The sequence below is a fragment of the Streptomyces sp. RerS4 genome (assembly GCF_023515955.1).
Lineage (GTDB): Bacteria > Actinomycetota > Actinomycetes > Streptomycetales > Streptomycetaceae > Streptomyces.
Window position 1 is genome coordinate 438,765 of record NZ_CP097322.1, and the last position, 11,909, is coordinate 450,673.

The 11,909-nt window shown below is 70.7% G+C and carries 9 protein-coding genes; 7 read left to right on the top strand and 2 right to left on the bottom strand.

All coding sequences use genetic code 11. The annotated features are described in order from the left end of the window. Nucleotides 1-44: 44 nt before the first annotated feature. On the bottom strand, nt 45-2,432 hold the full coding sequence (locus M4D82_RS02140) for a penicillin acylase family protein (protein ID WP_502988855.1): 2,388 nt from the start codon (nt 2,430-2,432) through the stop codon (nt 45-47). 270 nt (nt 2,433-2,702) lie between these two features. On the opposite strand from M4D82_RS02140, the gene M4D82_RS02145 reads away from it, so the two are divergent. Further along, nucleotides 2,703-3,371 carry a cutinase family protein gene (locus M4D82_RS02145; protein ID WP_249764364.1) on the top strand — a complete coding sequence of 223 codons (669 nt, stop codon included), beginning with the start codon at nt 2,703-2,705 and terminating at the stop codon, nt 3,369-3,371. Nucleotides 3,372-3,396: 25 nt separating this feature from the next. Here M4D82_RS02145 and M4D82_RS02150 read toward each other — a convergent pair whose 3' ends face one another. Continuing rightward, nucleotides 3,397-4,458 (bottom strand): AfsR/SARP family transcriptional regulator, encoded by a 1,062-nt coding sequence (locus tag M4D82_RS02150; RefSeq protein WP_249764365.1) that lies wholly within the window; start codon nt 4,456-4,458, stop codon nt 3,397-3,399. A 465-nt stretch (nt 4,459-4,923) separates the two neighbouring features. On the opposite strand from M4D82_RS02150, the gene M4D82_RS02155 reads away from it, so the two are divergent. From M4D82_RS02155 to M4D82_RS02175, 6 genes are all read left to right on the top strand, one after another. Further along, nucleotides 4,924-5,292: a DMT family transporter gene (locus tag M4D82_RS02155; protein WP_249764366.1), complete on the top strand. Its 369-nt coding sequence runs from the start codon at nt 4,924-4,926 to the stop codon at nt 5,290-5,292. A 52-nt stretch (nt 5,293-5,344) separates the two neighbouring features. Next, nucleotides 5,345-5,665, top strand: a complete 321-nt coding sequence (locus M4D82_RS02160; protein ID WP_249764367.1) for a DMT family transporter — start codon at nt 5,345-5,347, stop codon at nt 5,663-5,665. Nucleotides 5,666-5,892: 227 nt separating this feature from the next. Continuing rightward, entirely contained in the window at nt 5,893-7,206 is a 1,314-nt protein-coding gene (locus tag M4D82_RS02165; RefSeq protein ID WP_249764368.1) for an alpha/beta fold hydrolase, read from the top strand. A 237-nt stretch (nt 7,207-7,443) separates the two neighbouring features. Beyond that, nucleotides 7,444-7,713, top strand: coding sequence for an alcohol dehydrogenase catalytic domain-containing protein (locus M4D82_RS34515; RefSeq protein ID WP_502989042.1), 270 nt, complete (start codon nt 7,444-7,446; stop codon nt 7,711-7,713). A gap of 314 nt (nt 7,714-8,027) precedes the next feature. Further along, nucleotides 8,028-10,097 (top strand): phosphocholine-specific phospholipase C, encoded by a 2,070-nt coding sequence (locus M4D82_RS02170; RefSeq protein ID WP_249764369.1) that lies wholly within the window; start codon nt 8,028-8,030, stop codon nt 10,095-10,097. Nucleotides 10,098-10,371: 274 nt separating this feature from the next. Further along, nucleotides 10,372-11,904: an APC family permease gene (locus M4D82_RS02175; RefSeq protein WP_249764370.1), complete on the top strand. Its 1,533-nt coding sequence runs from the start codon at nt 10,372-10,374 to the stop codon at nt 11,902-11,904. The last annotated feature ends 5 nt before the right edge of the window (nt 11,905-11,909 follow it).

Genomic DNA, 11,909 nt, shown 5'->3' on the forward strand with positions numbered 1-11,909 from the left:
GCTTCCTCTCGTGATCCTCGTCGTTGCGGCGATTCGCGTCGATCTCAGTCGAGGACCTTGACCACCAAGGCCGGCGAGGCCGCGATCTGGTCCTCGGTGAACCGCTCGGTCACCCACTGGCCGGCCGAGAACAGCCGGGTCTGATCGGCGTGGTGCGGTGAGTTCGGGTTGGCCGACTGGGAGTAGGCCATGACGGAAAGCGCCTGTGGCGGGCCGTCGGCGGTGAATCGGACCTGCTGGATGAAGCTGGACCCGAAGACGATGTCGAACGCGCCGTCGACCTGGCCGGGTGTGATCACGTTCAGCACGCCCAGTTGGCTGATCGCGCCGTGGATCGGGATCCGCTCACCACCGCGGGTGACCTTCTGCACGTCCGACAGCGGGGCGTTCAGCGCGATGCCGGCCTTGCGCAGCGCGAGAACGGCCCGGCCGAACGCGTCACGGACGGCCGAGCTTCCGGAGTCCAGTGAATTGGGCGTGTGCACCGGGTCCTTGGGGTCGAAGGGAACCCGCCACGGGAGTTTCTCGATGCCCTGTCCGCCTTGCAGGAAGGACCAGTAGGTCGCGAACAGCCAGGATCCCCGGCTCGCCGCCGTGTAGTCGTGGTCCTGCCAGGCGGCGAGGATCGGACATGCCTCGCTCACGTTGACCAGGTTCCCGTCCACCAGGATCAGCCCGAACGGAACGCTCCCGCACATCGACACCGTGGCGTTGAGGGCCAGGTCGGCCGCCCTGCTGTTGTCGGCGAACAGCAACTTCCCCATGGTCTCCGGTGTGAAGCCCCTGCCCGGCAGGCCGTCGGTGCCGTCGATCCGCTTCCGCGCGGTCAGGATGAGCTCCTGGGTGCGCAGCGAGCGGGGTGCCCCGGTGTCGCCCATCACCCTGGGGAAGGCGAGCGGCTGCTCGGGGTTGGCCAGCCAGGCGCTGTCGTTGGCGTTGCCGACGAAGTCGGAGCGGATCAGGCGTGGTTGCCCGTGCGGGTCCAGCAGTCCCGGCGCGACCGCGTTCGGGTCGTCGGGCCAGTCGCACGCGCTGCGCTTGCCGTCGAGGACGGAGATCGGCGGCACGTTCGGCAGCCGTGGCGACTGGTGGAACAGCAGCCGGCCGGTCAGGGTGAGGCAGGACTCCGCGTGCTCGTCGGTGATGTTCGGGGTGGCCTGGATGTCCGCGTAGAGCGCCTTGCCGTTGCGGTCGGAGGCGACGGTGTTGAAGAAGGGGACGCCCTGCGTGGTCTCCAGGACGTTCACGACGTCGTTGACGTCCTTCGCCTGGTCGAGGCGGAACCAGGTGTTCAACGCACGCAGGTTGTCCATGTTCACGTCGCGCACCGCGTGCGCGCTGACCACCCAGGGCAAGGGGACGCCCTGCATCGATGTGGTGATCGGGCCGTAGCGGGTGGACCACAACGTCCTGGTGACCCTGCCGAGGGAGCCGTCCGCGTTCAGTACGTCGACACCGACCTGCTGCGAGGTCATCTGCTCCCAGGCGCCGTCGACCAGGTACTTGGTGGGGTTCAGCGGATCCACCTGGACGTCGAACAGTCCGAACGGCGCCACCGTGGCGACCGTGTGGCTCCAGGCGACGTCGTCGTTGTAGCCGATGTTCACCGCGGGGAATCCGAGCAGGCTCGCCCCGGAGACGTTGATCTTTCCCGGGATCGTCAGCTGGCTCTGCCACATGCGGTTCTTGCCCTGCCACGGAAAGTGCGGGTTGGCCAGGAGCATGGCGGTGCCACCGGACACGCCCTGTGAACCGACCGCCAACGCGTTGCTGCCCATGCTCTGTTCCCGACTCACCGCCATCGCGTCGCGGATCTTCGCCGCGGTCTCCTCGGGGGGTGAGGACGCCGACTGCGCGACGGCCGAGGCTCCCGGAGGCGCGGCGTTCACCTGGCCGTCCAGCAGCGGATCGGCGCTGCCCATGATGATCTCGGCGTGCGCGTGCCGGTAGACGTCCAGCTCCGTGATGGGTCGCACCCAGGCCGCACCGCGACAGGCCGGGTCGGAGATGTTGTTCGCGCCCGTCTCGGCCAGGTACCTGTTGTATCCCTGGACGTAGCCCCGTATGGCCTCTTTGACCTCCGGCTCCGGCCCGTCGGGGGCGGGCCGGTCGAGCAGCCGCTCCACCACCCGGTTGTCGTTGATCCGCTGGAAGTACAGGTCGCTGTTGAGGTTGGTGGTGGTGTTCTGACGCTCGCCGGGGCTCGCCTTGCCGTCAGGGCCCAGATGGCGGGACCGCTGGGCGTTGACCATCAGATACGTGTCGGCCAACGTACAGATGTTGTCCTTGGCCGCCGCGTATCCGTAGCCCTTCCCCAGCCCCTCCCAGTTCGAGGCGATGATGTGCGGGATGCCGTATTCGGTGTAACGGATCGTCGGCTTGTCCGGCCCCTGCGCCGAGGCGGGCGACCCGGCGGCCGTCATCGTGCTCATCACCGCCACCGCGGCCGTGACCGCCACCGGCAGCCTCGCTCTGAATCTCCTGCGCGCCATCGAGCCGTCCTTCCCCTGAGGTCCTTCGTGCGGACGCCGGCCACGTTAAGGAGGGCCGATGAAATCCCGATGGAGTCGCCGCCCCGGCGAAAACGCGGGTTTCATCGGGATGTCATCGACCGCCGGCACGGTCGTCCGGTGACCTCGGCCGACCGCGTCGCGTCGCATCGGCAGGCGTACGCGGAGGCCACCTACTCGGGAAGGATCGACATGCGAGCCAGAAGGATCGGGGCCGTGTTGGCGGGGCTTCTGCTGACCGTCGGGCTGTCGGCGGTACAGGGGGCGACAGCGCCGGTGGCCACGGCGCAGGCGGCGGCCTCGTGCGAGGGCACGTACACGATCGTCGTCGGAGGCACCGGCAGTTCCTGGAACAACGACGGCTTCCACGGCAACATCCAGCAGCACGTCGGATACCCGACCCAGATCCCCAACGGCGCGAGCACGCGGGCGGGCGTCAACGAGCTGAACCGGCTGGTCCGCGACCAACGCGCCGCGTGTCCGGGCCAGCACGTCAAGATGGGCGGGTACTCGCTGGGCGCCGCGGTGGTGCACGTCTGGGTCACCGAGAACTGGCAGACGTTCGACAACGTCAACGCCATCCTCATCGCCGACCCCAAGCGCCAGGGCCCTCCCGGTGCCAACGGTGGATCCGTGCCGTTCGGCGGGCTCGTCGGTGCTCCGCTCGCGGGCGCCGACCGGTTCTTCGGCAACGTGCCCGTCAAGACGATCTGTCACTGGGACTACGTCTGCGACGAGTCCGCCGGCATCTGGACCTACCCGAACAACCACGTCCGGAACTACCCCGAAGACTTCAACATGGATCACCACAACGACACCGCCAACGAGCAGTGGTACAACGGCCGCTGGTACCCCTGGTAGCCAGTGCCTGGGGACAGGGACTCCTTCACCACCTGTCAACGGCCGGGAAATCGGCCGCTGACGGGTGGTGGTCCCCTTGCCGGATCACCTCGTACGTCCGCCGCAGCATCCGGCTCGGGGCAACCCCGAGGTCGTCGGCCAGCCGGCGGCGGGCGCGGGCGAACACGGTCAGGGCGTCGGTCCGTCGGCCGCTCCGGTGGAGCGCGCGCATCAGCATCGCGGCCACCGGCTCGTTCAGCGGGTACGCCGCGGACAGCGCGAACAGCTCGTCGATCGCTTCGAGGTGCCGGCCCAGCCGCAGTTGCCACTCCACCTTGCGCTGCATGACGGCGACCCTGCGCTCGGCGAGCCGCAGCCGCTCCAGTTCGGCGAGCGGGCCGGGTAGACCGGCCAGGGGCTCGCCGCGAAACAGCTCCAGCGCCTGGGAACTCAGGCGGACCACCTCGGTCGCCTCGCCGGCGCGATGGGCCCTTCCCACCTCGGTGAGCAGTTCCTCCATGCGTGCCACGTCCACGTGGACCGCGCCGGGGGCCAGCCGGTAGCCACAGCGGTCGTGTTCGATCACCGAGTCCGGGCTGTCCCCGAGGCGCAAGGTCTTGCGCAGGCGGTAGATGTACACCGGCACCACGTTGGTGAGCGGCGGCTCCATCCCCCACACGGCGTCGAGCAGTTCCTGCCGGCTGACGGTCCGGCCGCCGCCCAGCGCGAGCGCCGCCAGTACGGACTGTTGGCGCAGGTGCCCCAGGTTCAGGGGCCGCCCGTCCCGCCAGGCCCGCAGCGGTCCGAGTACGGAGATCCGTACCGTCGGTACGGCCGGTGTCCGGGCGGCGACAGGGGACGGCGACGGGCTCGCCGTCCGCGTCCGGGGGCCGCGGCCGGGGACGACCAGGCCGCAGTCGAAGGCGTGGACGATGGCGGCGGCCCGGTCGCGCAGGCCGAGTCGGGCGAGGATGCGCGCGAGGTGTCCGGCCACCGCGTCCTCGGGGATGGCCAGGTCGGCGGCGATCTCGTCGTCCCGCAGGCCGCAGCCGACCGCGTGGAGCACCTCGCGCTCCTGGTGCCCGAGCATGGTGGCGGTCGTCGACATCGCTGCTCCCCGGGCTCGTCGTCAATCTGGCGGACGCGGTCGACAAGGTAGGGGCGGGAGCACCGGGCGGGGCATCCGGAACGATCCGGGGTGACAGATCCGGGATGACACGCCGGAGGGCACGACAGAGCGACGCGCGCGCGTTGGCGCGTTGGCGCGATCCGAGCGCCCGTGGGCGGTGCCGGGCGGGTGGACTTGGCTGAGTGGGCGGGCGTGATTGGCAGGGCCCGGAGCGGCTCCCTACCATGAGCCGATCCCGACGAGGAGGGGCCCATGGAGCCAGGGCGGGATGACGGGCATGCCTGCTCGGCGTGCGCACCCGGCGTGGCCCGGACGTGCGGTCGACCGTGGAGCGGGGCGGATCGCGGCGCGGTCACCGCGACTCCCGCGCGAGGTCGGGCAGTGGGCCGTCTTCGGAGATCGTCAAGGCACGCATACCGTCGTACACACAATGGAGGGCCCGTCATGGCCTGGATCCACCTGCTCATCGCCTCGATCTTCGAGGTGGTCTTCGCCCTCGGGACGAACGCCACCGACGGCTTCACCAAGTTCTGGCCATCCGTCGTCACCCTGGTCGCGGCGGCCGCGGGCGTCTATTTCCTGAGCCTCGCGTTACGGACGCTGGACGTCAGCGTCGGCTACACCATCTGGACGGGTGTCGGGTCCGTCGGCACCGTCACTCTCGGCACGATCATCTTCGACGAGGAGCTGAACGCGGGCAAGGTCCTCGCCTTCGTCCTGATCATCGGTGGGGTCCTGGGACTCAAGCTGGCCGACCGGAAGTCCGGGACGACGCAGCCCGCCGAGCCCGAGCCGGCGCCCGTCTCGGTCTGACGGTCGGTCACCACACTTCTCCCTCGTCCCACCGACCCGAAGGAACACCGCCATGGCCTGGCTCTTCCTCGCGATCGCCATCGTCTTCGAGATCGCCTTCGCCCTCGGCACGAACGCCACCAAGGGATTCACCAAACTCTGGCCCTCCGTCTTCACCGTGCTCGCGGCGGCCGCCGGGGTGTACGCCCTGAGCCTGTCCCTGCGCACCCTGGACGTGGCCGTCGGCTACACGATCTGGACCGGCGTGGGCGCGGTCGGCACCGTCGTGCTGGCATCCGTCCTCTACAAGGAGAAGATCACCCTCCCCAAGATCGCGTCCTTCGCCGCCATCATCGCCGGCGTGATCCTGCTGAAATTCTCCGCCGCCCTCTGACGCCCCCCCCCCGCGGGCCCCGCGAAGCGACCCGGGGGCTTCCCGCCCGGCGGGAGGCCCCCGGCGGATCCCGGGGGATCCCGGCGGATCCCGGCGACGCCCGCCCGGATGCTCCGGATGGCCTGGGTGGCAGGCGGTCCGAGCCCGCGCGTGGGCTGCTTATACGCTGGGGCGGGCGGTCGCGCGCCGTCCGCTCTCGTCGTCGATCGCCGCACTCAGGGGACCCCGTGACCTCCGAACTCCGTTACCGTCAGCCCGGTGTCGTGCTGACCGACCACCACTTCAGCGTCCCGCTGGACCACGCCCGGCCGGACGGTGAGTCCATCGGGTTGTACGCCCGCGAGGTCGTCGCCACGGGCAAGGATCCCGAGACGCTGCCCTGGCTGCTGTACCTGGAGGGCGGGCCGGGTTTCGGGGCCCGGCGGTTCGTCGGGCGGCAGGCCTGGCTGGAGCGGGCCCTGCGCGAGTACCGGGTGCTGCTCCTCGACCAGCGCGGAACCGGCCGCTCGACCCCGGTGTCCCGGCAGACCCTCCCCCTGCGCGGTACGCCCGAGCGGCAGGCCGCGTACCTCGCCCACTTCCGCGCCGACTCGATCGTGCGCGACTGCGAGGCGATCCGCCCCCGGCTGACCGGCGGCGCGCCCTGGACCGTACTCGGCCAGAGCTACGGCGGCTTCTGCACCACCCACTACCTCTCCACCGCCCCGGAGGGCCTGACCGCCGCCCTGATCACCGGTGGCCTGCCCTCGCTCGACGCCACCGCCGACGAGGTGTACCGGGCCGCGTACCCCCGCATCGAGCGCAAGAACCTCGCCCACTACGCCCGTTACCCGATGGACGTCGAAGCCACCCGCCGGATCGCCGCCCACCTCGCCGAGAGCCCGACGGAACTCCCCGGCGGCCACCGCCTCACCGTCGAGGCCTTCCAGTCGCTCGGCACCTTCCTCGGTACCGGCGACGGCAGCCACCAGCTGCACTACCTCCTGGAGGACGCCTTCGTCCCCACCCCGGCCGGGCCCGCCCTCTCCGACGCCTTCCTGGAGGCCGTCCGCGCGCGACTCTCCTTCGCCGGACACCCCCTGTACGCGCTGCTGCACGAGCCGATCTACGCCCAGGACCCGGGCGCGCCCACCGACTGGGCCGCGGAACGGGTGCGCGCCGAACACCCCCGCTTCGACGCCGCCAAGTCCCTGGCCGGCGACGAGCCCGTCCTCTTCACCGGCGAGAGCGTGCACCCCTGGCACTTCACCACCGACCCGGCGCTCGCCCCGCTGCGCGAGACCGCCGAACTGCTGGCCGCCCGTACCGGTTGGGAGCCGCTCTACGACCCGGCCCGACTCGCCGCCAACGAGGTCCCCGTCGCCGCCGCCGTCTACCACGACGACATGTACGTGGACACCGCGCACTCCCTGCGCACCGCCCGCGCGATCCGGGGCCTGCGGACCTGGGTGACGGACGAGTTCGAGCACGACGGCGTCCGCGCGGGCGGCCCCCGCGTACTGGACCGGCTGCTGGCCCTGGTCCGCGACGAGGCGTCGTAGCCCCGTTCCGGCTCACAAGGCACTGTTTCCCCTCGCATGGCCCGGACTTGACGCCGATGACCGAACACGGCTTCGCCTTGCACGGCGTCGGCGGCACCCACTGCCGCGACACCGAGAGGGAGTACCTGTGCGCGCACTCGTCTACCCGGGTCCCGGTTCCGTCGAGCTCCACGAGCGTCCGGCGCCGCGCGTCGGTGCCGACGACGACGTGGTGGTGAGGCTCGTCGGCACCGGGATCTGCGGGACTCGTTCTCCGTCGGGGACCGGGTGGTGGTCAACCCGACCCTGTACTGCGGCTGGTGCGTGCCGTGCATGCGCGGGGCGACGAACTTCTGCCGTAACGAGGCGGGGCCGGAGGTCGGCGTGGACCGCGACGGGACGTACCCGACGCCGTCGCGCTGCCGGAGCGGTTCGTCCGGCGCGTTCCCGACGGGATGCCCTTGCGCGGTGCGGTGCTCATCGAGCCGCTCGCCTGCGCCCTCGGCAACGTGGGGGCCGCCGGGCTGACGGTGGAGTCGACGCGCTGGAGGCCCTGGCGCGGGAGACCGGCATCGAGCTGCCCGATCGACGTCGGGACGCGGTGGGCCCCCATCAGCCGCGACGGGCCGTGACGCGGGGCGCTTGCGCCTGTCGGGATCGAGGCATCGCCCCCGCGCCGGACTCCCGTGCGAGCGGCGGAATGGCCGAACTCCGCTGGAATCCGACTGCCGTTCTTCTCGTGTATCCGCGCCCGTCACGCCACACTCCCTCTCCGGTACCCCGGGCACGCTGTTCTGGGGGCGCTCCAGCACTCCTCGACCGAAGCAGAGGTCCCTCTCGCCATGGCAGAACTCAACCGACGCCGCTTCCTCCAGCTCACCGGCGGCGCCGCCGCCCTGACCCTGCTCAACGAGAGCATCGCGCGCGCCGCCTCCATCCCCGCGCAGGGGACCACCGGCACGATCGCCGACGTCGAGCACATCGTCGTCCTGATGCAGGAGAACCGTTCCTTCGACCACTACTTCGGCGCCCTGCGCGGCGTCCGCGGCTTCGGCGACCCGCGTCCGGTGACCCTGCCGAGCGGCAAGTCCGTCTGGCACCAGGCCGACAACGCGGGCAAGGAGACGCTGCCGTTCCGGCCGCCGTCGGACGACCTCGGCATGGAGTACCTCCAGGGCCTCAACCACGACTGGGCGGGCGGACAGAGCGCGTTCAACAAGGGCAAGTACGACAATTGGGTGCCCGCCAAGACGCCGGCCACCATGGCGTACCTGACGCGCGAGGACATCCCGTTCCACTACGCCCTCGCCGACGCCTTCACCATCTGCGACGCGTACCACTGCTCGTTCATCGGTTCCACCGACCCCAACCGCTACTACCTGTGGTCGGGCCACACCGGCAACGACGGCAAGGGCGGCGGCCCGGTCCTCAACAACGCCGAGGCCGGCTACGGCTGGACCACCTACCCGGAGCGCCTGGAGGCGGCGGGCATCTCCTGGAAGGTCTACCAGGACATCGGCGACGGCCTGGACGCCGCCGGCTCCTGGGGCTGGATCAACGACGCCTTCCGCGGCAACTACGGCGACAACTCGCTGCTCTACTTCAACACCTACCGGGGCGCCCAGCCGGGCAACCCGCTGTTCGACAAGGCGCGCACCGGTACGAACGCCAAGGCCGGCGAGGGCTACTTCGACCGGCTGCGCGCCGACGTCGCGGCCGGCGCCCTGCCGCAGGTCTCCTGGATCGCCGCCCCCGAGGCGTTCAGCGAGCACTCGAACTGGCCCTCCAACTTCGGCGCCTGGTACATCGCGCAGGTGCTGGACGCGCTGACCTCCAACCCGGACGTGTGGGCCCGTACCGCGCTGTTCATCACGTACGACGAGAACGACGGCTTCTTCGACCACGTCGTCCCGCCGTACGCCCCCGCGGGCGCCCACCAGGGTCTGTCGACGGCGCCCACCGCCCTGGACGTCTTCCCCGGCAAGCCCGGCTACGTCGCCGGGCCGTACGGCCTGGGTCCGCGCGTGCCGATGCTGGTGGTCTCCCCGTGGAGCACCGGCGGTTACTCCTGCTCCGAGACCTTCGACCACACCTCGGTCATCCGGTTCATGGAGCAGCGTTTCGGCGTGCGGGAGCCCAACATCTCGCCCTGGCGTCGCGCCGTCTGCGGTGACCTGACGTCGGCCTTCGACTTCGCCCGGAAGGACACCGGCACGGTCCGGCTGCCCGACACCGGCAGGTGGGAGCCGCAGGACCGCGAACGCCACCCCGACTTCCGGGCCGTCGCCCCGGCCGTGGGCTCGATGCCGCGCCAGGAGAGGGGGCAGCGCCCGACGCGTGCGTTGAAGTACGCCCCGTACGTGGACGGCGCGGCGCTCACCGAAGAGGGCAAGTTCCGGCTGACGTTCAGCGGCGGCCCGGACCTGGGCGCGCAGTTCCACGTCACCGCCGCCAACCGGACCGACGCGCCTTGGACGTACACCACCGAGGCCGGCAAGTCGATCTCGGACACCTGGAACACCCGCTACTCGGCGGGCGTCACCGACCTGACCGTGCACGGCCCCAACGGCTTCCTGCGCGGCTTCCGCAACCCCGGCACCACCCTGGGCCCCGAGGTCACCGCCCGCCACAACGCCACCACGGGCAACCTGGACCTCACCCTCACCAACGCCGGGGCGTCGACCGCCACGCTGACGGTCACCAACGCCTACGGTGGCGGGCCGAAGCGCCTCACGGTCGCCAAGGGCGCAACCGTCACGTACTCCGTCCCGCTGAAGAACACCAAGCACTGGTACGACGTGACGGTCACCGCGTCCGAGACCCCGGACTTCGGCCGCCGCTTCGCGGGCAAGGTCGAGACCGGCGCGGCCGGTCTCTCGGACCCGGCGATCCTGACGGAGCAGTCCTCCTGACGGAGCAGTCCTCCTGACGGACCGGTCCCCCGCCTCCGGCTCCCCCGCTCCGGCGGGGGAGCCGGTGCCTCGGCGGGGCGGACGAGGCGGTCCCGCCGATCCGCGTCTCCTCCAAGCGTCTCCTAGATCACCGGTCGGTCACGGAGTCCGATATGCCGACCCTCCGGACCGACAACTCGTCGCCCGCGCAAGGGGATTATCGGACCGCGTGCCGATTGTGGCGTGCGTCACGCGGCGGGGAGAGTGGCGCCCTCCCCAGAGGAACGAGGACGTCATGCGCCCAGACACCACCGGCAGTACCTCCGAAGCGACGGGGGCGCCCCCGGTACAACGCCTCAAGGCCGATTCGGTGGGGCTCGTCGGCGTCGTGTTCATGGCCGTCGCCACCGCCGCCCCGATCACCGCCATGACCGGCAACCTCCCCATCGCCGTCGGCTTCGGCAACGGCATCGGCGCCCCCGCCGGATATCTCTTCGCGACCGTCGTCCTGACCGTCTTCGCCGTCGGATACGTGGCGATGGCCAAGCGGATCACCGCCGCCGGTGCCTTCTACGGATACATCTCCCACGGCCTCGGCCGGATCGCCGGCATGGCCTCCGGCCTGCTCGCGGTCCTCGCCTACATCGTGTTCGAGGCCTCGATCGTCGGCGTCTTCGCCTACTTCGCCAAGACCACCGTCCACGACCAGCTCGGCATCGACCTGCCGTGGATCGCCTACGCGGCCGGCATGCTCGCCGTCACCGCCGCCCTCGCGCACTTCGACATCAACCTCACCGCCAAGGCACTCGGCGTGATGCTCGTCGCCGAGATCGCCGTGCTGTTCGCCGTCGCCACCGCCGTTCTGATCGCGGGCGGCGGGCCGGACGGGATCCCGCTCGAACCCGTCAACCCGACGAACGCCTTCACCGGCACCTCCGCCGGGCTCGGGCTCTTCTTCGCCTTCTGGTCCTGGGTCGGCTTCGAGTCCACCGCGATGTACGGGGAGGAGTCCCGCGACCCCAAGCGGGTCATCCCCAAGGCCACTCTGGTCTCCGTCGTCGGCGTCGGCCTCTTCTACATCTACGTCTCCTGGATGACCATCGCGGGCAACGGCCTCTCGGCGTCCGTGGAGCTGTCCGCCTCCAGCAGTCCCCTCGACCTGTTCTTCGCCCCCACCCGGGCCTTCATCGGCGGCTGGGCCGTCGACGCCTTCCAGTGGCTGCTGCTCACGGGCTCCTTCGCCTGCGGCATGGCCTTCCACCAGTGCGCCGCCCGCTACCTCTACGCCATCGGCCGCGAGGGCTTCCTGCACCCCGCGCTCGGCCGTACGCACCCCCGGCACGGTTCCCCGTACGTCTCCTCCCTCGCGCAGACCGCCATCGCGACGGCGCTGGTCGCGCTGTTCTGGCTGACGGGCCAGGACCCGTACATCCACCTGTACACCCTGCTCGCGATCCTCGGCACGATGGCGATCCTCATCGTCCAGACGCTGTGTTCCTTCGCCGTGATCGGCTACTTCCGCAAGAACCACCCCGAGGACCGGCACTGGTTCCGCACGCTCACCGCTCCCCTGCTCGGCGGGATCGCCATGGCCGCCGTGGTCGTCCTGCTGATCGTCAACATGGAGACCGCCGCCGGGCTCGCCGCCGACTCCTTCTTCTTCGGGCTGATCCCGTGGATCGTGGCCGCCGTCTTCTTCGGCGGGCTCGGACTCGGCCTCTGGCTGAAGCACAAGGCCCCCGAGCGCTACGAGATCATCGGCCGCGTCGTCCTGGAGGACGCCACCGAGCGCGCCGAAGACCCCGCCCACTCCGTCGCGAACGCCTGACCCCT